The following is a 21,275-nucleotide window of genomic DNA, read 5'->3' on the forward strand; positions in this document are numbered from 1 at the left end:
TGTAAACGTTTGAAACTTATTTCTTCTTGAGCAGGTTCTGGAGGTCGGGGGGAAGCGTGGACGGATCCACGCCGGGGCCCTTGCCGCCGCCCATTCCGGGCAGGCCGCCAGCGCCGCTTCCCGGCCCGCCGAGGCCCGGCATGGCGGCACCCATGCCGCCTCCGCCGAACAGCGCGCCAAGGCCCTTCATACCGCCCATTTTCTTGATCTGCTTCATGGCGCGGCCCATCTCCTGGTGCATCTTGAGCACCTTGTTGACGGTCTGCACGTCGGTGCCCGAACCCGCCGCCACGCGCTTCTTGCGCTTGGCGTTGAGCAGCGCCGGCTTGGTGCGTTCCTTGGGCGTCATCGACCCGATGATCGCGTCCATATGCAGCAGCACCCGGTCGTCCATGTTCGACGCCGCCATCGCCGCCTTGGCCTTCTTCATGCCCGGCAGCATTCCGGCGAGCATGCCCAGCCCGCCCATGTTCTGCATCTGCTTCAATTGCATGCGCAGGTCGTCGAGGTCGAACTGGCCCTGCGCCATCTTCTTGGCGAGCGCTTCGGCCTCGTCCTGCTTGATGCTCTCGGCGGCCTTCTCGACCAGCGACACGACATCGCCCATGCCGAGGATGCGGCCCGCCACGCGCCGGGGATCGAACGCTTCGATCGCGTCAAGCTTTTCGCCCGTGCCGGCGAACTTGATCGGCTTGCCGGTGACATAGCGCATCGACAGCGCCGCACCGCCGCGCGCATCGCCGTCCATGCGGGTCAGCACGACACCGGTCAGCGGCACTTCGCCGGTAAAGCTCTGCGCGACATTGACCGCGTCCTGGCCGGTCAGGCTGTCGACCACCAGCAGCACTTCGGTCGGCGTCGAGACACCGGCGATGGCTTTCATCTCGGCCATCAGCGCTTCATCGACATGCAGGCGGCCCGCGGTATCGAGCAGCAGCACGTCGGCGGCCTGCAGCTTGGCGCTTTCCATCGCGCGGCGCGCGATATCGACCGGCTGCTGGCCTTCGATGATCGGCAGCGTGGCGACCTCGACCTGTTCGCCGAGCACCTTGAGCTGTTCCTGCGCGGCCGGGCGGTTGACGTCGAGCGACGCCATCAGCGCCTTCTTGCCGTGCTTCTGGCGGATCAGCTTGCCGAGCTTGGCGGTGGTGGTGGTCTTGCCCGAACCCTGCAGGCCGACCATCATGATCACGACCGGCGGCTTGGCGGCGAAATTGAGCCCCTCGACCTCGGTCCCGCCGAGCATGTCGACCAGCTCGTCATCGACGATCTTGACGACCTGCTGGCCCGGAGTGACCGATTTGAGGACGTCCTGGCCGATCGCCTTTTCGGTGACCGCATCGATGAAGCGGCGCACGACCGGCAGCGCGACATCGGCTTCGAGCAGCGCGATGCGGATTTCGCGCATCGCCTCGCGCACGTCGCTTTCGCTCAGCGCGCCGCGCCCCTTCAGGCGGTCGAAGACATTACCGAGGCGGTCGGACAGATTGTCGAACATGCCGGCCTAAACTCCTTTCGAACCCTGCAGGGCCCGAATACGCGAAAAACGCCGACGGACGAAAACTCGTCGGTCAGCGTGGGGAAATCCCCGATGAAACCCAAACCTGTGCCCGGGTGAGGTGGAAGCAAGCCGTAACCGTCGCCACGGCCTGCTACCAGCGCACTCGGTGGTTGAAATGGTGGAGCCTAGCGGGATCGAACCGCTGACCTCTACAATGCCATTGTAGCGCTCTCCCAGCTGAGCTAAGGCCCCGAGCCATTTCATTCGGCACGCCCTGGGAGGCGCGCCAGCCTTGCGGAGGCAGCCCTTTATGAGGCCGCCCCGCGCAAGGCAAGCGAAAAAATCAGCTCTCGTCGGCGTCGTCGTCGTCACCCTTGGCCTTGGTTTCGACACCCAGGTCGTCGTCGCCGCCAAGATCGACTTCATTGTCGGGCGAATCGTTATCTTCATCGATGTCGAGATCGAGATCGTCGTCATCGTCATCGCCGCTCAGATCGCTATCCGGCTCGGCGTCCTTCTTCTTCTTGCTTTCTTCCTCGGCAAGAATCGGCTGCTTCGACTTCAGCACGGGTTCGGGCGACCATTCTTCGCCGCATTCGATGCAGGCGACGGGATCGTCCTTGTTAAGATCGTAGAAGCGGGTGCCACAGTTCGGGCAGGTCCGCTTGGTGCCCCATTCCGGTTTGACCATGTGTAATCCTTAGGCTTTGCCGCCCCTGGCGAACTGCGCAGGGGCCGTGAATTCGTAATCGTATTGATGGGAACCTGCAGCGCAGGAATCAACAGCGCGCGCGCCTTGCCAGAAGCACCTGCCACTGTCAAAGCGCCGCATCCGAATGAACCGCCGATACGGAAACCCCCGCTTGACCGCCCACCGCTTCACGCCCGCAGGACCGCTGACCGGACGCATTCGTGTGCCCGGCGACAAATCGATCAGTCACCGCGCGCTGATGTTCGGCGCACTGGCGGTCGGCCGCAGCCGCATTTCGGGCCTGCTCGAAGGCGAAGACGTGCTCGCCACCGCCGCCGCGCTGCGCGCGATGGGCGCACAGATCGAACGCGATGGCGATGAATGGGTGGTCGACGGTGTCGGTGTGGGCGGGCTGCTGCAACCGGACGCAGCACTCGAAATGGGCAATTCGGGCACCTCCACCCGCCTGCTGCTGGGCCTGGTCGCAAGCCACGCGATCACTGCTGCCTTTACCGGCGATGCCAGCCTGTCCAAGCGCCCGATGGGCCGGGTCATCGACCCGCTATCGCTGATGGGGGCCAGCTTCACCCCCTCGCCCGGTGGCACGCTGCCGCTGATGATGGAGGGCATCGAGCCCGCGGTGCCGATCGAATACCGCCTGCCTGTCGCCAGCGCTCAGGTGAAGAGCGCAGTGCTGCTGGCAGGCCTCAACACGCCGGGGATCACCACCGTGATCGAGCCGGTGCCGACGCGCGACCATACCGAGCGCATGCTGCGCGGCTTTGGCGCCGAACTCAGCGTCGAAGAGGCCGATGGCGCGCGGATCATCCGTATCCACGGCCCCGCCGACCTGCACCCCTGCGATATCGAGGTGCCGGGCGATCCGTCCTCGGCGGCGTTCTTCGCGGTTGCGGCCAGCATCGTGCCGGGCAGCGACCTGGTAATCGCGAACGTCGGCCTCAATCCGACCCGCAACGGCATTTTCAAAGTGCTCGAGCAGATGGGCGCGCGGATCGATTACCAGGACGCGCGCAAAGTCGGCGGCGAACCCGCGGCCGACCTGCGCGTGCGCCATGCGCCGCTGGCCGGTGTGACGGTCGACCCCGCGATCGCCCCGCGCATGATCGACGAGTTTCCCGTGCTGTTCGTCGCTGCTGCCCTGGCCGAAGGCACCACCGTTACCAGCGGCCTCGAGGAATTGCGCGTCAAGGAGAGCGACCGCCTGTCCGCCATGGCGCAGGCACTGCGCGCGGCGGGCGTCACGCTGGAGGAAACCGACGACGGCCTGATCATCGAAGGCACTGGCGGCGCACCGCTGGCGGGCGGCGGACCGGTCACCACCCATCTCGATCACCGCATTGCGATGAGCATGGCGATTGCCGGCCTTGCCAGCCGCGAGGGCGTGGGGCTCGATACGGTCGACCCCATCGCGACCAGCTTCCCCGGCTTCGTCGGCCTGTTGGCGGACGCGGCGGCATGACCGAACTCGACTGGGCAGCCTGGGTCGGTTTTGTCGGCACCGCCTGCGTCATCGGCGCGTATGCCTATCTCACCTCCACCGACAAGCCGAACCCCTTCATCCTGCATGGCACCAATCTGGCGGGCGCCGCCCTGCTGACCGTCTCGCTGGTGTTTCACACCAATTGGCCGAGCCTCGTGCTCGAAGGATTCTGGGCAGCGATTGCGGTGTGGGGCTTGGCCAAGGCGGTCCGCGGGCGCAAACAGGCACGATGATTATCGCCGTCGACGGACCGACTGCCTCGGGCAAGGGCACCATTGCGCAAGCGCTGGCCGAACATTTCGGCCTGCCGCATCTCGATACTGGGCTGCTCTATCGCGCGGTCGGGCGGCAGGTGTTCCTCGACGGCGGTGACCCCGATAATGGCGGGGACGCGCTCGCGGGCTGCGCCTTTCCCGACGAGCTGCTGCTCGATCCGCATCTGCGCAACGAGGAAACCGGCGGGTTGGCGAGCCGGGTATCGGTGCATCCTGCGGTGCGTCAGGCGCTGTATGACCGCCAGCGCCGCTTCGCCACGCAGGATGGCGGCGCCGTGCTCGACGGACGCGATATCGGCACCGTCATCGCGCCCGAGGCCGATGCCAAGCTGTTCATCATCGCCAGCGTCGAGGCGCGCGCGCAGCGCCGCTTCCTCGAAATGCGCGAGCGCGGCGTGCATGTCACCAAGCTCGAGATCGCCGACGACCTGCGCCGCCGCGACGAACGCGACCGCAATCGCGCGGTCGCCCCGCTGTCCCCCGCCCCCGATGCGCTGGTCATCGACACCAGCCCGCTGAGCCGCGAGCAATCGATCGAGGCGGCAATCGAAGCGGTCATGGAAGCCACTTCCTAACGATCCTAGGACCCCGCCCGGCTTGTCGGTTGCCACCTCGCTCAACACCCCATATATCAGGTTATATATCACGGTATGGAGATTCGCATGGTCGATGTCGTCGCCCAAATGGGGCCCGCTTTCCTGGGCAGCCGGCTGAAACGGCTGGGTGAACGGATGCAGGCGGGTGCGGCCAGTGTGCTCACCGATGCGGGCGTCCCGCTGCAACCCGGCCACATGGCGGCGATTGCAGCGCTTCGCAGCGGGCGCAAGACCGTCGGCCAGTTGGCCCAGACTAGCGGCACCAGCCAGCCCGGCATGACCCGCACGATAGGCCAGCTGAAAAAACTGGGCCTCGCAGCAGACGAGCCATGCAGCGACCAGCGCAGCAGGATGATCGCCCTTACCCCGGATGGCGAGCGCATGGCGGGAAAGATCGCAACCGAAGTCTGGCCCCGGGTCGGGTCGGCAGCGCAGGAAATCCTCGACCGAATTGGCGGCGACTTCCTGCGCGACCTGGGAATCATCGAAGACGCACTCGCCGAGGCTTCGATCGCGCAGCGCGCGGCGCGCGCGGTGCCGAATGCCCTCACCATCCGCGAATATTCGCCTGCGCTCGCGGGCACGTTCCACGACATCAATCGCGAATGGATCGATGCGATGTTCACGCTTGAGGAAACCGATCGCGAGATCCTCGAAAATCCGCAGCACCACATCATCGACGCGGGCGGCGACATCCTCTTCGTCGAGGCCGCGGGGCTCGGCATCGTGGGCACCTGCGCGCTGCAGAAGACCGGTCCCGCCGCCTTTGAGCTGACCAAGATGGGCGTGCGCGAAAGCGCGCGCGGGCTGAAAGCTGGCGAATTCCTGCTCGGCAAGGTGATAGAACGCGCGCGCGAACTGGGCGCCGACACACTCTACCTGCTCACGAACAGCGCCTGCGCGCCCGCCATCCATCTATACGAAAAGCTCGGCTTCGGACATGATAGCGGGATCATGGAGAGATATGCCGCGCGTTACGCGCGGTGCGATGTGGCGATGCTCTATACGGGCGATTGAGGCGCCCGACCGGCCTTCGCCCGACGCCGCTTTGCGAGCACCGCTTTCCTACAGGGGGTGGGCGATGGCACTGTCATTGCCATGCCCGTAGCCAGCCCCCGCAAACCCGCACCATTCCACCAGATCAGGGGACACGCGCCTGCCCCGAATAAATTTCTCCATAACCGTGTAACATGCGGTCCATGTCTAGCGGCAGCGGCCCGCAATTCGCTTGCCTTTTGCCCCGGTTTCGCCTAGGCGCGCGCCCGTTCTCTCAATCCCCGATTGAAAGGACTTCCGCGGCGGCATCCGGCCTCGCGGGAGACAGCGGCCCTCTTGCCCCGTTGGCCTGCGCAATCGTGCGCAGAGACGGGTAAAGACCCCGGGAAAACCGGTGGCCGGTAGCAAACGTAAGTTAGGACTACTCACACATGGCAACTTCAGCCAATCCCACCCGCGACGATTTCGCGGCCATGCTCGACGAGCAGCTCGGTGGCGCCGATGACGGCGGCTTCGAGGGTCGCGTTGTCAAGGGCACCGTCACTGCCATCGAAAACGGCATGGCGCACATCGATGTCGGCCTCAAAAGCGAAGGCCGCGTCGATCTCAAGGAATTCCAGCGCTCCGAAACCGAAACCGCGCCCGGCGTCGGCGATGAAGTCGAAGTCTATGTCGACCGCGTCGAAAACGCCGAAGGCGAAGCGATGCTCAGCCGCGACCGCGCCCGCCGCGAAGCCGCCTGGGACAAGCTCGAAAACGAGTTCGGTGAAGGCAAGCGCGTCGAAGGCCGCATTTTCGGCCGCGTCAAGGGCGGCTTCACCGTCGACCTCGACGGCGCCGTGGCCTTCCTCCCCGGCAGCCAGGTCGACATCCGCCCCGTGCGCGATGTCACCCCGCTGATGGACATGGCTCAGCCCTTCCAGATCCTCAAGATGGATCGCCGCCGCGGCAATATCGTCGTGTCGCGCCGTGCCGTGCTTGAAGAAACCCGCGCCGAACAGCGCAGCGAGCTGATCGACAAGCTGGCCGAAGGCCAAGTGATCGACGGCGTGGTCAAGAACATCACCGATTACGGCGCCTTCGTCGACCTCGGCGGTATCGACGGCCTGCTGCACGTCACCGACATGAGCTACAAGCGGGTCAACCACCCCAGCGAAATGATCGAAATCGGCGCCACCGTGACCGTCCAGATCATCCGCATCAACGAAGAAACCCAGCGCATCAGCCTCGGCATGAAGCAGCTGGAAAGCGATCCGTGGGATGGCGTTGCCGCGAAGTACCCGGTCGGCATGAAGATGACCGGTACCGTGACCAACATCACCGAATACGGCGCCTTCGTCGAAATCGAGCCGGGCATCGAAGGCCTGGTCCACGTTTCGGAAATGAGCTGGACCAAGAAGAACGTCCACCCGGGCAAGATCGTCTCGACCTCGCAGGAAGTCGAAGTCATGGTCCTCGAGGTCGACAGCGAAAAGCGTCGCATCAGCCTCGGCCTCAAGCAGGCCCAGCGCAATCCGTGGGAAGAGTTCGCCGAGAAGCATCCGGTTGGCTCGAAGGTCGCTGGCGAAGTCAAGAACGCCACCGAATTCGGCCTGTTCATCGGTCTCGATGGCGACGTCGACGGCATGGTCCACATGTCGGACATCGCCTGGGGCATCTCGGGTGAAGACGCACTCGCCCTGCACCGCAAGGGTGAAGAAGTCGAAGCCGTCGTTCTGGATGTCGACACCGACAAGGAGCGCATCAGCCTCGGCATGAAGCAGCTCGAAAAGGGTGCGCCGACCGAAGCCGGTGCCGCCGGTTCGGTCCGCAAGGGCGAAACCGTCACCGTCACCGTTCTCGAAGTCCGCGATGGCGGCCTCGAAGTGCAGGTTGGCGAAGACGGCGCGACCGGCTTCATCAAGCGCAGCGACCTCGGCCGCGACCGCGACGAACAGCGCCCCGACCGCTTCCAGGTCGGTGGCAAGGTCGACGCAATGGTCACCGGTTTCGACCGTTCGAAGAAGCCCAACTTCTCGATCAAGGCGCGTCAGATCGCCGAAGAGAAGGAAGCGGTGCAGCAGTTCGGTTCGTCCGACTCGGGTGCCTCGCTCGGCGACATCCTCGGCGAAGCGCTGAAGAAGAAGGAAGACTGACGATGCAGCTTGGTGCCCGCATCGCGGGTGCCTAGCGAAACGTCATCCCCGCGCAGGCGGGGATCCAGTCGATTACAGGAAGGCCCGCTTGCCACACCGGCAGGCGGGCCTTTCCTATAAGGGACGAGACGCGTAGGCTGCGCGGCATGCTAGACGTCCACCAGTTCCCCTGCCTGTCCGACAATTACGGTTTCCTGCTCCACGATCCCACCAGCGGCGAAACCGCGGCGATCGACACGCCCGATGGTGCCGAATATCTCAAGCAGGCCGATGCCAAGGGCTGGCGCATCACGCAGATCTGGAACACGCATTGGCACCCAGACCATGCGGGCGGGAACAAGGCCATCGTCGAAGCCACCGGCGCCACCGTGATCGCACCGCGCGAAGTCGAACGGCTCACGCCCATCGACCGCGTGGTCGGCAATGGCGACAGCGTCACGCTGGGCGACTGGCAGGCGCGCGTGATCGATGTCTCGGGCCACACCAATGGGCACATCGCCTATCATCTTGCCGAAGCGGACATGGCCTTCGTCGGCGACAGCGTCTTCGCACTGGGCTGCGGGCGGATGTTCGAAGGCGAGCCCGAGCAGTTCTGGAACAGCCTCGACCGGATCCGCCAGCTGCCCGACAACACGCTGCTCTTTTGCGCGCATGAATATACCGCGGCGAATGCCAAGTTCGCGCTCCATGCCGATCCCGACAATGCCGAGCTCGCGCTCTACGCCGCGCGGATCGAGGAGAAGCGCGCCAGGGGCGAGCCAACCGTCCCGACGCTGCTGTCGCGCGAACTGGCGACCAACCCCTTCCTGCGCGCCGATGATGCAGATCTGCGCGACCGCTGGGGCGGATCGAGCCCGGCGGACACTTTCGCCGCATTGCGCGCCGCCAAGGACAGTTTCTAACCGCGATGAAGGCCGTTCTCGTCCGCGAACTGTCGCCCGACCTGTCGGGGGTCGAGCTGGCCGAGATTGCCCAGCCTGCCGGCGAAGTGCTGGTCCGCGTGCGTGCGGCCTCGCTCAACTATCCTGACCTGCTGATGACGCAGGGCACCTACCAGTTCAAACCCGAACCGCCCTTCGTTTCCGGCCTCGAGATGGCCGGCGAGGTCGTCGAAGCTCCTGCCGATAGCGGCTTCGTCCCGGGCGACCGGGTCCGCGGCGGGGCCAAGACCGGCGCCTTTGCCGAATATGTCGCGCTGCCCGCTGCCGCGCTGCGCAAGGTCCCCGAGGCGATGGACTTCGCGCACGCTGCCGCGATGGGCGCGGCTTATCACACCGCCTATGTCGCGCTGGTGGAGATCGGCGGGCTGGAGGCCGGACAGACGGTGCTGGTGCATGGCGCCAGCGGCGGGGTGGGTCTTGCCGCCTGCGACCTGGCGCGCGCGATGGGCGCGAAAGTCATCGCCGCCACGCACCGCGAGGACAAGCTGGAGCGTTTGCGCGCCGTCGCCCAGCCCGATGCGGCCATTCTCAACACCGGCCGCTTCCGCGAACAGGTCGGCGAATTGACCGGCGGGCGGCTGTGCGACCTGGTCTTCGATCCGGTCGGCGGCGATGTGTTCGACGAGAGCACCCGCTGTGTCACTTTCGGCGGCAAACTGCTGGTAGTCGGGTTCGTCGCCGGGCGCATCCCCGAAATCGCGGTCAACATCCCGCTGATCAAGGGGTTTTCGGTCGTGGGTGTCCGCGCGGGTGAATATGCCCGGCGCTTCCCCGAGCGCGGCGCACGCATTGCCCAGGCGATCGACCAGCTCGCCAGCGAGGGGCGGATCACGCCCTATGTCGAGCGCATCCTGCCCCTCGCCGCGTGGCGCGAGGCTTTCGAAGCGATGGCGCGCGGCGAAATCATCGGCAAGCTCGTCCTCGAACCGTAAGCTTCGCCGCTCAAACGCAAAAAGGCGGCCCCGCAGGACCGCCCTTTCGAAATCTTCATGACAGCCGAAATCAGATCCCGGCGATCACCGTATCGGCCAGCGCCTTGTCGGCCGCGGCATCGTGCTTTTCGGCAATCAGCTTGCGGCTGGCATTGGTCGCGGCATTGACGGCGCGATTGCGGACATCGTCGACCGCCTCGCGCTCGGCTGCAGCGATCTTGTCTTCGGCCATCCGCTTGCGGCGTTCGACCATGGCCTTGCTGTCGGCCTCGGCCTTTTCGAGCAGCGCGTCGGCTTCATGCCGGGCATTGACCAGCATCGCCTCGGCATCCTTTTCGGCACCGGCGATCTTGGCGGCATATTCCTGGCGTAGCGCTTCGGCTTCGGCGCGCAGTTGCTTGGCTTCGTCGAGCTGGTCCTTGATCGCGGCAATCTTGCCGTCGAGCCCGCCGGCGATGGTCTTGTGAACCTTGGCCCCGAAGAGCGCGATCAGCAGGAGGACGAGCATCGACAGCGAGACGATCTGGAACGGCGCCAGGCCCCACAGTTCTGGTTCGGAATGCGTTCCGGCACCGCCGTGGCCGTCCTCGACGAGGACCTGGGCCGCTTCGGTGGCGAAGACTTCGGGCGCGGCGTTAGCCATGGCTCAGGGCCTCCTTGACGGCCTTAGTGGCGACGGGCTTGGTCACGCTGACGCCAGCGAGACGCGAGACGATGTCCTGCGCCGCTTCGGCAGCAACCGCTTCGACTTCGGTCAGCGCCGCAGTGCGGGCTTCGGCGATACGGTCTTCGGCTTCGGCAAGTTTCTTGTCGAGCCGCGCCTGTGCCGCCTTCAGCTTCTTTTCGGACTTGGCCGCAGCCTCGTCCTTGGCCCCGGCGACGATTGCCTGCGCCGCGGCGCGGTTCTCGTTCTCGCGGACCCGCCAGGCTTCTTCCTCGGCGTCGGCGGCATCGCGCGCAGCCTTGGCTGCAGCGAGATCGGCGGCGATCTGGCCGTCACGCTGGGCGACGGTTTCCATCACCCTCGGCACCATGCCGCGGCCGATGACGAAGAAGGTGATGCCGAAAAAGACCAGCAGCCAGAAGACCTGGCTGGACCATGTTTCGGCAAGCTGTGCGATCTGGGGCATGGCAGCTCTCGAAAGGCGGGTACGAAAAATTCACGGCACCGGCCAGGGCATGTCCCCGGCCGGCGCGATATCGGCAGTCGCGTTTAGGCGACGAAGATCAGGATCATCGACACGACGAACGCCAGCAGGCCGAGAAGTTCGGCAGCGGCGAAGCCAATGAACAGACGGCCCTGCTGGCCGTCGGCAGCACCCGGATTGCGCAGCGCGCTTTCGAGGAACGAACCGAAGACGTTACCCACACCGATCGCGGCCATACCGGCACCGATCGCTGCGAGGCCTGCACCGATGAGCTTTGCAGCTTCCATTTCCATGACAAACTCCTTTGAAAAATCTGATTGATAGATGACTTAGTGAAGGTTCTCGGCGTCGTTGATATACAGCGACGTCAGAAGAGCGAAAACATAGGCCTGGATACCGGCGACCAGCAGCTCGAGAGCGCAGATGCCGATCATCAGGATGAAGCTGGGCAGACCGACCATCAGACCGAAAGTGGCGCCGGCATTGGTGCCGTCGATCACGAAGCTCGACAGCACTTCGAGCAGCACGTGGCCGGCCATCATGGCGACGAACAGGCGCAGGCCGAGGCTGAACGGGCGCACCATGAACGAGATGAACTCGATCGGCGCGATGATCGGGATCATCGGCAGCGGCGTGCCCTGCGGCACGAACAGGCTGAAGAAGTGGAAGCCGTGCTTCCAGAAGCCGACCAGCAGCACGATCGAGAAACTGATGATCGCCAGCACGCCGGTGACGGTGAAGTGGCTGGTAAAGGTGAACGGGTGCAGCCCGAAAATACCCAGCGGCAGCAGGCCGAGGAGGTTGGCGAAGAGGATGAACATGAACAGGCTGAAGACATAGGGCACGTATTTGCGCCCCGCCTTGCCGATATTGGCTTCCAGCATATTGTCGATGAAACCGGTGAAGGTCTCCACCGTCATCTGCCAGCGCCCGGGCACCAGCTCGCGCTTCATCCCGCCCAGCACGAAGAGGAAGAGCACCACGGTGGTGATCAGCATCCACATTGCGCTGTTGGTGAAGGCGATGTTGTAGCCGGCCAGTTCCCAACCGCCCGAACCGCCAAGCGGTTCGATGGTGAACTGGTACATCGGATCGACTTTGGCCTGCTCGGCTGCCACGTCTGTCTCGTCCCTAGAACCTGTAACGAACGCCCCGGAAATCCCGCGCGGGGATCACTCGTCGGGGCGCTTGTTTGCCGCACGGAAAATGTTTCTGAAGGCGACCACTATTCCGAGGAACAGGCCGATCAACAGACCCCAGGGATTGGTACCGGTGAAATAGCCGATGGCATAACCGATGACCGCACCGCCAAGAAGCCCGCCGAGAAGGTCCGCCAGAACCCGGTTGCCGCTGCGATAATTCGCATCGGCACCCGAAGCCGTGGGACGGTTACGCTGCTCTTCGCGCTGCTGGGCGGCCGAGAGCCGCTTCTCCAGCGCGTCGATCCGCGCATCCTCCTCGATAGGTTCCCGTGCGGGTTCGTCGTCGCTCATGCCTTGCTCCTTCTAAGGGGGTTGCGCGGCACGGGCACGGACTTGCCCGCCGAGGGCGCCGACCCCTTAGAAGGGGGGTCGTGGCGAGTCAACACGGCGCGGAGCTAGCGGCGCCTGAAGTATCGCAAAAAACCCGCTTTCCTTACGGGCAGCGCGGATCGCGCAGCGGGGCGCCGGTGCCGCGGGTCTGCCAGCTGCCATCGGGTGCCTGGTATTTCTCGCCCGGTTCGGTGGCAAGGATCGCCTGGCATCCGGCGGTCAGGGCATATTCCTCGATCGTCGCATTGTTTGCCTTGGCGCGTTCGGAATAGACCGCGCGGCGCTTGATGTTGATGTCGTTGACGATCCGGCGCAGCGCGGGCGTTTCGCCGACCACGATACCCAGATAGCCATCCATCCGCTCGCCGACCTGGCCCGACGAACGGGCCGCGGCATAGGCGGGATCGCGCTGCGCGAAGGCCGGCGCGGCGAAGCCGCCCAGCGCGGTGGCCATGGCCGCAGCCACCAGAACCGGTTTCGTCATCTTGTTCATAATGTCACCCATCAGAAGATATCCGCATTGTCCTCGATCGTATTGCCCGCATCCTCGGCGAGCCGGTAGATCACTTCCTGGCGGATGTTGACGTTCAGCTCGATCACGATCGGCTCTTCGGGCGCATTTACCGTAATGCATCCGCCCAGCGCGACTGTGGCCAGCATGGCTGTCGCCACCCTCCCGGTCAATTTGGGGTAATTCATAGCCCTCACTCGCTTTCCTGCTCCTGAATAGGGATTTCGTCCGGAATGATGTCGTCCGGGTCGATAATCGGTTCGGCCTCGGCGCCGGTGATCGAACGGCGCAGCAATCGCGTGCCATCGTCGGACAGCAAGCCCAGCGAACGGGGATCGCGCACCGATGCCGGATCGTACAGCGATTTGAGATTGTTCAACAGCTGGTAGAACTGGGCCTTGATGTTGATGCGGAACTGCAGCGGCAGCGATGCGAGGCGCTTGGTGACGAAGTTGGACTTGGCGCCCTCCCCCTGCCGGATTCCGTCGAAACGGACACGGGTCACGATCTCGCCGGTCAGCGGGCCTTCCATGATCACCCGCATCTGCGAATAATCGAGGCTTTTCAGCGCATCGAAGGCAAAGTTGGCGATCGGCGAGAGGTCCTCATAGGTCAGTCCGCCGACATAGGAGACGGTGCCGCCCGGCGGGCGCGAAATGAGGACGCCGGTATCGATCCGGCCATTGCCGCGTTCGTCGAACACGATCGGCACGGTCCCGTCGAACAGCCCCGTCGCGGTGATGTTCTCCAGTTCCATCTCGGTGACGAAGGTCCCGGCATCCAGACCGACGATCTCGAAGATGTAGCGCCGTTCCTCGCTGACTCCGAGATTGAGATCGACATCGCGCAGGATCAGCTGCCCGCCCATGAACGGCCAGGTGCCACCCGACACCGCGAGCAATTCGCCGTTTTGCAGCGCAAAGCCGACTTCGCCGTCGAATACCTCGACCCCGGGATTGACCGACGCGACGCGAATCGTCTGCCCGGGCGCAGTCGTCAAATTGAGCAGATCGGTAAATTCAATCGTCCCGCTAGCGCCCTTCACCGGGCCAAAAGCAGCCGCGAAATCGAGGTCGTCGGTGGTAAAGCGCCCGGTACTGGTCACGGTCCCGTCTACCGCCCAGTCGATCCGGCCCCGCCCGGTGACGGTTCCTTCGGTATTGGCGACCACGCCCTTGGTCAGGCTCGACAGCTCCATCGGCTGCAGCCCGGCATCGAATTGCAGGCCGGGCACCGCAAGATCGGCAAAGCCCGCACCACTGGCCAGATCGTGGCGAATATCGACCGCGGTGACGAGCCGGTCGCTCGCCGGATGGCGCAAATCGGCCTGCGCAGCGATGACATTATCGATCAGCGCAAGCACCGCACCGTGCGCGACCAGCGGCTCGAACCGTGCGGGTTCGTCGCGGTCGACCAGCGTGAACTCGCCTTCCTCGATCGCCAGCTGGCCATCGGCGAAACGCCACTGGCCGCTGGCCTGCGTCAGGTTCATCGGCACCGCCGCTAGCGCGATATCCGCATCGCTGAACGTCCCCGCGATATCGTCGCCCAGCCGCGCCTCCAGCCCCGACACGCGGAACCGGCTGGCGGTGTCCGCCGGGCCGAGCGCGACATCGATCGCCTTGGCGGTCATCACACCCGGATAAGCGAAGCCGACCGGACCGGAGGCGAGCCGGATCGGCGTTTCGCCCAGATATCCCTCGAGATCGAGCGACGATGTTCCGGCGGCGATCCGCAGGCCGCCGGGTCCGCTGTTCAGAATTGCGCGCCCACGCGGGGGGCATAGCGTCAGGCCGCGCTTCTCGAAGGCGAGGTTGGCGAGCTCGAGGCGATCGAAGCGGACATCGGTGCACGACCGCCACAAAGCCAGCTGTCTGTCGCCGTACCGCCCCTCGACCGGCAACCGCAGATTGGTCGCCGAGCCGCCCGGCAGCGCGCCGCTGGCCTCCACCCGGCCCGCAAAGCCGAGCGCCCCGCCCGGCCCCTGCGCGATCATGATCTGCGGCACGGCAAGCACCGAACTGCCCGCGGAATACCGCTCCATCGCCAGGCGGAAAATCGAGCCGCCCGAATCGCTGCGTTCCATCCGCCCGCTGATCCGCGGCATGTCCGCGCCGCCGGTGGCGATATTGCCCACGATGCGCGGCATTTCGCCGGTACGCGCAGCGATTTCGACGCGCGATAGCGACACCAGCCGTGCGCCGCTGCCGCCGCGCAATTCGGCGCGCGGGGTGAGCAGCGAATACCCCTCGGGATCGAACCGCAAACGGATATCGGCATCGAGCGCGCTGCCGCGGGTCTCCGCCTGCAAGGCATTCGCCATCTTGCGGGTCAGCGGTGCGACCAGCGTCCCCTCGCCAGTCCGCGCGAGCGATTCCACCGTCGCCACCAATCCGCGCCCTAGCCGCAATCCATTGCCTTCCAGGCTGCCTTCGAGCTGGAGCCGCTCGACCCCGTCGCTGGCACGCAACTGCCCTTCTGCGGTCAGCACCGCCGCAAGCACCTGCGGGGTATCGACCCCGCGTGCTGCGAGCGAATATTTTGCCGTCGTCAGCCGGTCGCGCATTTGCGCGCGAACCGTGCCCATGATGGCGGAAGCGGTGTTGCCCGCATAATGCGTTTCGCCGCCCTCGAGCCGGGCCTCGATCGCCGGATTTGCCAATCGCGTGTCGGCCGCGACCGTGAGGTCCAGCGCATAGTCGTCGAGCGTGAGCGCCTGGTCTTCGCACACCAGCGAGGCGAGACGCACCGGGCCGGAGAATTGCGGTTCGCCCGAGGTCGAGGTGAGCTTGCCATAGGCGCTCGTCCGGCCTGCTTCACACCCCGGCAGCGCAAGCCCGGGCGCAAGCGCGGCCAGCGTGCCGTCCCAGCCATGGCTGACCAGTCCGGTGCCAGCGATCTTGAGTCCGACAGGGCCGTAATCGGTTTCGATCAAGCCGCGCCCGTCGCGGATGGTCAGATTGAGGTTGGGCAGGCCGGCAGGGCTTTCGCTCGGCCCGAACACCAGCGGGTCGAGGCTTCCCAGGCTGAACTTGCCATCACGATAGGTCCCGTAGAGACGCGGTTCGACCAGCGTGACCCCGCCGATCTCGGGCACGCCGAAGCGGTGCCGCAGTGTTACGATCACCCGTTCAGCGGTAAAATCGGGCGCATCGGGGTCGCCGAGCACGACCTGAGACAGTACCTGCGTCTGGCCGCCGACGCGGTCTATCGTGTAACTGGCGGGAATAACGTTCGCGTCAAGCTGGTCACGGATGATGTCGTCGACGATCTGCTCGCGCGACATCCAGACCGCCAGCGCGGCGCCCAGTACCAACGCAAGGAAGGCAAGCACAATCGCCCAGCGCTTGCGGCGCCAGCCTGCCCGCCGCACGGAATCGGCGGCCGTCATGTCATCGTCGCTCGCGGCCCGCTCCATCGATCCCACACTTGCGCGTATTGCCTGCTAAAGGCAATGCAAGTGCGTCAAACGCGGCGCATGGGGGAATGGTTGCCGGGGGATACGAATAAATCGGCGACGCATGCCGGTGCCGGGCACCGCCAGCGTCTGCGCGAACGCCTGCTGTCGGGCGGTGCCGAAGCACTCGCCGATTACGAACTGCTCGAATTCCTGCTCTTCGCCGCGATCCGCCAGGGCGATACCAAGCCGCTGGCCAAGACGCTGATTGCCCATTTCGGGTCGTTCTCGGGTGTCCTCGCCGCCGATCCGCAGGCGCTGCAACGGGTCAAGGGCATGGGCGAAGCCAGCGCCGCGGCACTTTATGCCTGCAGTCTGGCCGCCCGGCGGATGGCGCGCGGCGCAGTGCAGGACAAGCCGGTGCTGGCGAGCTGGCAGGCGCTGCTCGATTATCTCGCGATCGACATGGCGCATCTCGCTCACGAGCGCGTCCGCGTGCTTTACCTGAATGCGCAGAACCGGCTGATCCTCGACCACCTGCTTGGCGAGGGGTCGATCGACGAGGCGGCGATCCACCCGCGCGAAGTAATTCGCAAGGCGTTCGATATCGGCGCGACCGCGCTGATCCTGGTGCACAACCACCCCAGCGGGAATCCCGAACCCAGCCGTGCCGATATCGCTATCACCGCGCGGATTGCCGAGGCCGGCCGCCTGCTCGGCGTGACTGTGCACGACCATGTGATCATCGGCCGCGAGGGCAATGTCTCGCTGCGCGCGAAGGGCCTGATCTAATCAGCGCGGGACCAGGCCGTAGCCCTTGTACTGGCGATCGATACCCGGTTCGATCCGCCGCGCGTAAATCAGATCCTCGCGCCCGCTCTTGTCACCGCTCTCCAGCCGGATCAGGCCGCGCAGGAACAGGCTAGCCGCCTGCCCAGGCTCCTGCGCCAGTGCCGCCTCCAGATCCGCCATCGCCTCGTCCTTGCGGCCAAGACGGTAATAGGCAAGCGCGCGGCTATCGAGCACGCCGGGCGCATTGCCCGAGACCGCAACTGCCCGGTCGCAGACCTCCTCGGCCAGTTCGAGCTGGTAGCTCCAGATACCCGCGGTCCAACACTGCGAATTGAGCAGTGATACGTCGTCGGGCTGGCGGTCGAGAGCGACCTGGAGCCGGTCCCACGCCTCGGCGGCGCGGTCCGCATGGCCGGACATTTCGGCCCACGCGGTGTCGACGTCAACGCCCTCGTCCCCCGACAGGCCCAGCCGGTCGAGCAAGTCGAGCGCCTCGTCCGCGCGGCCCGCCAGCGACAGTCGCAGCGCGAGGTTCGAGGCATATTCGAAATCGCCCTGCAAATCGAAAGCGGTCTGCGCATCCGCCAGCGCCAAATCGTATTCGCCCATGGCGTTGTAGGCCTCGCCGCGCAGCAGATACAGCTCTGCGCTGCCTTCCAGATCGATCGCGCGATCCAAATCGGCGATCGCATCCTCGTAGTCGCGCGCCAGGGTCAACAGGGTCCCGCGAAAGGCGTGGAAGGCCGCCATATCGGACTTGAGCTCGATCAGTTTCGACGCGCCGTCGATATGCGGCTGGAGCCGCCGGGCGATGGTCTTGTCGTCAAGCTCCCACAGCCGCGCGGGACCCTCGATGCGCAGCACCGGGTCCCCGCTGGCGATCCGGCGAATGGCACGGCGCGCATCGCCGAGTTCGGCAGCCGGAATCTCGGTGGGAACATAGGATGTGGAATCGCGGAATTCGAACGTCTCCTCGCCCAGTTCGGCGGCGCGGATGAAGCGTGTCCCCGCGGCGAGCTCGTCGAGTGTGTCGATACCGCTCAGTTGAACAGCGTCGCTGTTTTCGGGCAGCTGGTAGGTCCACAGTTCCGCCATCGTCAGCGGGCCACCGGTGCGATAGGGGATCTCGCGCCATGCCGAGCGCGCACGATCTGGCTGGAAGCTCCAATTGGTGGTCGCCCCGGTCACATAATGGCTGGCGACGCCGCGATCGAATTCGAACTGGTCGAAGGCCATGCCCTCGGCGACCAGCCGGGCGACCCCGGCCTCGTCGTCATAGGTAATGCGCGCGTCGTAAACGACGCCCCCGATGACGTCTTCGAGATACTTGGTCGCCGCCCCGACCACGATCATGGGATCGTCCTGTGCTGCCTCCGCGCGCCAACGCGCACCCATCGAGCCGCGAAATTCGATGTCGGCGGTATACAGCGCGGGCATGTCGACCCCTGCCGACATGTCATAGGTCACTTTCAGCAGCCGGTCGGGCGCTTGGGGCCAGCGCTGCGTAACCGGGATCAGGTCGGCGCCTTCGCTGCGGATCGGCAGGGCCCAGCCGAAGTCGGGCACTTCGTCGATCGTCGCCAGCCGCGACCCGGCATTGGTCCCGTCGAGCCAATAGTCCGTGCCGGCGATTTGCGCGCGCACAATCATATGGTCGAAGGCGCCCGGGATCGGCTGCGAAATCGCCACCGCATCGCCATTGTCGCTATCGACCAGTACCGCTTCGGCCTCGATCCCCATCGCGCGCAGCATGGCCAGCAGCAGCAGGCTCTTGGCCTTGCAGTCGCCATAGCGGTTCGCCCAGGTCAGTTCGGGCGCCTGGGGCAGGTAATTGCCGCCGTCCATGCCGTTGAGCAGGTAGCTGACCTCGTCCTGCACCATCCGCAATGCCATCGCCGCGCGTTCGAGCGGCACGTCGGTGGCCTGTTCGATCCGCGCCACCTCGCTGGCGATCGCGCCGCCGGGCGCAATGGTACCCTCGGTCGTGAAATAGCGGCTCATCGACTGCGAGACGTGGGCCCAGTCGGTAAAGCTGCCGACCTGAATTTGCGGCCCCACCGTAAACCGGCCCGGCGCATCCTCGGGCATGGGGTCGGGCTCGGCCACCGGCAGGCTGAAATCGAGCACGGTATACCCGCTCTCGTTCCAGCTCTCGGGCGCAGCCACATCGCCCAGCGTCTTCCACTGGATTGGCGCCGATTCGGGCCATGACAGCCGCAGGCGCCCCAGCCCGATCTTGGTCGGCTCGGCAACAATTCCTTCGGCAAACTGCATTTCGCCCGCCAGCGCCTGGTCGCGCAGGCTGCTCGACGACGTTACCCGCAGCACATCGCCGATCTTCAGCCCCGGAATGGCGAAAGCGGCGGTCAGGACACCATCGACCGAGCGCCGCTCGAGTTCACGTTCGCGGCGCAGGATTTCGGGCCGCAGCCCATCGGCGAGGAGATCGATGACCGCGCCATCGCGCAGGATCTCGAGCCGGTGCACCGCCAGGTCGCCCTTGTCGGGCAGCCAGGCCAGCTGGATCGTTCCCGCCTGCTGCAATGTCTGCGTGGTATCGAGCCAATAGGCGATATCGGTGTAGCGCGTGACGGTGCCGTCCTCGAGCCGGACCTGCCGGTCGTAAAGCGGAATGTTGTCACGCGATTCCGCAAGGCCGCCGTCATACAGCGGTTCGACCCAGGCGGGCGGTTCGACATAACGGACTTCCTCACCCGCCAACACGGGAGCGGCGAGGACAAACAGCGGCACGGCAGCAAGTGAACGGTACGACAAGTCTTTGGAACTCCCCCTAATTCCCGCGCATCTATGCGATAAGCGGCGGCCTGCCAATATTTCGCCGCCCGAAAGCTGTTGTTTCACGCCGTGCGTGCCGCGCGCACCACAGTGCGGACCGGCTCGCGCGAACCTTGCTATTCGGTTGCGCTCCGCCTAGCGGCAGCGCCACGTTTCAGCCCCTATCGCATCCGGAGCTCACCATGGTCCCCCGCTACGCCCGTCCCGAAATGACCGCTTTGTGGGAGGCCGAGGCGAAGTATCGCATCTGGTTCGAAATCGAGGCGCATGCGACCGAAAAGCTCGGCGAACTGGGCGTGGTCCCGCCGAGCGCGGCCAAGGCGCTGTGGGACTGGTGGGCAACCGATCCCAAGATCGACGTCGAGGCGATCGACGCGATCGAAGCGGTCACGAAGCACGATGTCATCGCCTTCCTTACCTGGGTCGCCGAGAATGTCGGCGACGAGGCACGCTTCATGCATCAGGGCATGACCAGCAGCGACGTGCTCGACACGACACTTGCGGTCCAGTTGGCCCGCTCTGCAGACATCCTGCTGGCCGATCTCGACGGCCTGCTCGAAGCGATTAAGCGCCGCGCGGAGGAACACAAATACACGCCCACCATCGGGCGCAGCCACGGTATCCATGCCGAACCGGTGACCTTCGGGCTAAAGCTGGCGCAGGCCTATGCCGAATTCGACCGCTGCAAGACCCGGCTGGTGGCGGCGCGCGCGGAAATCGCGACCTGCGCCATTTCGGGCGCTGTCGGCACCTTCGCCAATATCGACCCGCAGGTGGAAGAGCATGTCGCCGACAAGCTCGGCCTGACCGTGGAGCCGGTCTCGACGCAGGTCATCCCGCGCGACCGGCACGCAATGTTCTTCTCGACGCTGGCCGTCATCGCCGGTTCGGTCGAGCGGCTGGCGGTCGAGGTTCGCCACCTCCAGCGCACCGAAGTGCTCGAGGCGGAAGAATATTTCTCACCCGGCCAGAAGGGGTCGAGCGCGATGCCGCACAAGCGCAACCCGATCCTGACCGAAAACCTCACCGGCCAGGCGCGCATGATCCGCGCCTATGCCCTGCCAGCGCTGGAAAACGTCGCGCTGTGGCACGAGCGCGACATATCGCATTCCTCGGTCGAGCGGTTCATCGGCCCCGACGCCTGCATCACGCTGGATTTCGCGCTAGCGCGGCTGACCGGGGTGGTCGACAAGCTGCTGGTTTATCCCGAACGCATGCAAGCGAACATGGACCGCATGGGCGGGCTGATCCATTCGCAGCGCGTGCTGCTGGCGCTGACGCAGAACGGGGTCAGCCGCGAGGATGCCTACCGCCTCGTCCAGCGCAATGCGATGAAGGTGTGGGAATCGGATGGCCGGCTGACGCTGCTCGACCTGCTCAAGCGCGACGAGGACGTCACCGCCGCGCTCGGCGCCCAGCAGCTCGAGGAGAAATTCGACCTCGAATACCACTTCAAGCACGTCGACACGATCTTCGCGCGGGTCTTCGGCTAGACGCGGGACGGGTCCCGGCCTAGCATCGCCCGACAAGA

20 protein-coding genes and 1 tRNA gene are annotated in these 21,275 nt (G+C 65.3%); 9 read left to right on the forward strand and 12 right to left on the reverse strand.

Features of this window, described 5'->3' with window-relative positions:
- Positions 1-16: 16 nt before the first annotated feature.
- The 3 genes from ffh to VWN43_RS07470 form a co-directional block, all read right to left on the reverse strand.
- Positions 17-1,498 carry a signal recognition particle protein gene (gene ffh / locus VWN43_RS07460; RefSeq protein ID WP_253515314.1) on the reverse strand — a complete coding sequence of 494 codons (1,482 nt, stop codon included), beginning with the start codon at positions 1,496-1,498 and terminating at the stop codon, positions 17-19.
- Positions 1,499-1,677: 179 nt separating this feature from the next.
- Positions 1,678-1,753, reverse strand: a tRNA-Ala gene (locus VWN43_RS07465).
- A gap of 91 nt (positions 1,754-1,844) precedes the next feature.
- Positions 1,845-2,192 (reverse strand): TIGR02300 family protein, encoded by a 348-nt coding sequence (locus tag VWN43_RS07470; RefSeq protein ID WP_253515313.1) that lies wholly within the window; start codon positions 2,190-2,192, stop codon positions 1,845-1,847.
- Positions 2,193-2,337: 145 nt separating this feature from the next.
- On the opposite strand from VWN43_RS07470, the gene aroA reads away from it, so the two are divergent.
- From aroA to VWN43_RS07505, 7 genes are all read left to right on the forward strand, one after another.
- Complete coding sequence (gene aroA / locus VWN43_RS07475; protein WP_320180027.1) at positions 2,338-3,672, forward strand: 3-phosphoshikimate 1-carboxyvinyltransferase; 1,335 nt, start codon at positions 2,338-2,340, stop codon at positions 3,670-3,672.
- Positions 3,669-3,926 (forward strand): CBU_0592 family membrane protein, encoded by a 258-nt coding sequence (locus VWN43_RS07480; RefSeq protein ID WP_320180026.1) that lies wholly within the window; start codon positions 3,669-3,671, stop codon positions 3,924-3,926. Before aroA ends, VWN43_RS07480 begins: the two co-directional genes overlap by 4 nt.
- Positions 3,923-4,543: a (d)CMP kinase gene (locus VWN43_RS07485; protein ID WP_320180025.1), complete on the forward strand. Its 621-nt coding sequence runs from the start codon at positions 3,923-3,925 to the stop codon at positions 4,541-4,543. The genes VWN43_RS07480 and VWN43_RS07485 overlap by 4 nt, the downstream gene beginning before the upstream one ends.
- An 87-nt stretch (positions 4,544-4,630) precedes the next feature.
- Positions 4,631-5,581, forward strand: a complete 951-nt coding sequence (locus VWN43_RS07490; RefSeq protein ID WP_320180024.1) for a bifunctional helix-turn-helix transcriptional regulator/GNAT family N-acetyltransferase — start codon at positions 4,631-4,633, stop codon at positions 5,579-5,581.
- A 410-nt stretch (positions 5,582-5,991) separates the two neighbouring features.
- A complete protein-coding gene (gene rpsA / locus VWN43_RS07495) occupies positions 5,992-7,695 on the forward strand; it encodes a 30S ribosomal protein S1 (protein ID WP_253515304.1) in 1,704 nt (567 codons plus the stop codon).
- 146 nt (positions 7,696-7,841) lie between these two features.
- On the forward strand, positions 7,842-8,597 hold the full coding sequence (gene gloB / locus VWN43_RS07500) for a hydroxyacylglutathione hydrolase (RefSeq protein WP_320180023.1): 756 nt from the start codon (positions 7,842-7,844) through the stop codon (positions 8,595-8,597).
- A 5-nt stretch (positions 8,598-8,602) separates the two neighbouring features.
- Positions 8,603-9,568 carry an NADPH:quinone oxidoreductase family protein gene (locus VWN43_RS07505; RefSeq protein WP_320180022.1) on the forward strand — a complete coding sequence of 322 codons (966 nt, stop codon included), beginning with the start codon at positions 8,603-8,605 and terminating at the stop codon, positions 9,566-9,568.
- 70 nt (positions 9,569-9,638) lie between these two features.
- On the opposite strand, the gene VWN43_RS07510 is transcribed toward VWN43_RS07505, so the two are convergent.
- The 8 genes from VWN43_RS07510 to VWN43_RS07545 form a co-directional block, all read right to left on the reverse strand.
- A complete protein-coding gene (locus VWN43_RS07510; protein ID WP_320180021.1) occupies positions 9,639-10,211 on the reverse strand; it encodes a F0F1 ATP synthase subunit B family protein in 573 nt (190 codons plus the stop codon).
- On the reverse strand, positions 10,204-10,698 hold the full coding sequence (locus tag VWN43_RS07515) for a F0F1 ATP synthase subunit B family protein (RefSeq protein ID WP_253515300.1): 495 nt from the start codon (positions 10,696-10,698) through the stop codon (positions 10,204-10,206). The genes VWN43_RS07510 and VWN43_RS07515 overlap by 8 nt, the downstream gene beginning before the upstream one ends.
- An 83-nt stretch (positions 10,699-10,781) precedes the next feature.
- The gene (locus VWN43_RS07520; RefSeq protein ID WP_160726388.1) at positions 10,782-11,009 is read right to left on the reverse strand and encodes a F0F1 ATP synthase subunit C; all 228 of its coding nucleotides are present in this window, start codon (positions 11,007-11,009) and stop codon (positions 10,782-10,784) included.
- 36 nt (positions 11,010-11,045) lie between these two features.
- Entirely contained in the window at positions 11,046-11,834 is a 789-nt protein-coding gene (locus VWN43_RS07525) for a F0F1 ATP synthase subunit A (RefSeq protein ID WP_320180020.1), read from the reverse strand.
- A 54-nt stretch (positions 11,835-11,888) separates the two neighbouring features.
- Entirely contained in the window at positions 11,889-12,209 is a 321-nt protein-coding gene (locus VWN43_RS07530) for an AtpZ/AtpI family protein (RefSeq protein ID WP_253515299.1), read from the reverse strand.
- A gap of 142 nt (positions 12,210-12,351) precedes the next feature.
- Positions 12,352-12,732 (reverse strand): YdbL family probable chaperone protein, encoded by a 381-nt coding sequence (locus VWN43_RS07535; protein ID WP_253515298.1) that lies wholly within the window; start codon positions 12,730-12,732, stop codon positions 12,352-12,354.
- Positions 12,733-12,752: 20 nt separating this feature from the next.
- Positions 12,753-12,908, reverse strand: coding sequence for a YnbE family lipoprotein (locus VWN43_RS07540; protein WP_082835714.1), 156 nt, complete (start codon positions 12,906-12,908; stop codon positions 12,753-12,755).
- A gap of 44 nt (positions 12,909-12,952) precedes the next feature.
- Positions 12,953-16,177, reverse strand: a complete 3,225-nt coding sequence (locus tag VWN43_RS07545) for an intermembrane phospholipid transport protein YdbH family protein (protein WP_330768534.1) — start codon at positions 16,175-16,177, stop codon at positions 12,953-12,955.
- 60 nt (positions 16,178-16,237) lie between these two features.
- Between VWN43_RS07545 and radC the strand changes: the two genes are divergently transcribed.
- The gene (gene radC, locus VWN43_RS07550) at positions 16,238-16,948 is read left to right on the forward strand and encodes a RadC family protein (protein WP_320182106.1); all 711 of its coding nucleotides are present in this window, start codon (positions 16,238-16,240) and stop codon (positions 16,946-16,948) included.
- On the opposite strand, the gene VWN43_RS07555 is transcribed toward radC, so the two are convergent.
- The gene (locus VWN43_RS07555; protein WP_320180018.1) at positions 16,949-19,723 is read right to left on the reverse strand and encodes a DUF3857 domain-containing protein; all 2,775 of its coding nucleotides are present in this window, start codon (positions 19,721-19,723) and stop codon (positions 16,949-16,951) included.
- 203 nt (positions 19,724-19,926) lie between these two features.
- Between VWN43_RS07555 and purB the strand changes: the two genes are divergently transcribed.
- A complete protein-coding gene (gene purB / locus VWN43_RS07560; protein ID WP_320180017.1) occupies positions 19,927-21,237 on the forward strand; it encodes an adenylosuccinate lyase in 1,311 nt (436 codons plus the stop codon).
- The last annotated feature ends 38 nt before the right edge of the window (positions 21,238-21,275 follow it).

It is taken from the genome of Qipengyuania sp. HL-TH1, from assembly GCF_036365825.1.
Taxonomy (GTDB): domain Bacteria; phylum Pseudomonadota; class Alphaproteobacteria; order Sphingomonadales; family Sphingomonadaceae; genus Qipengyuania; species Qipengyuania profunda.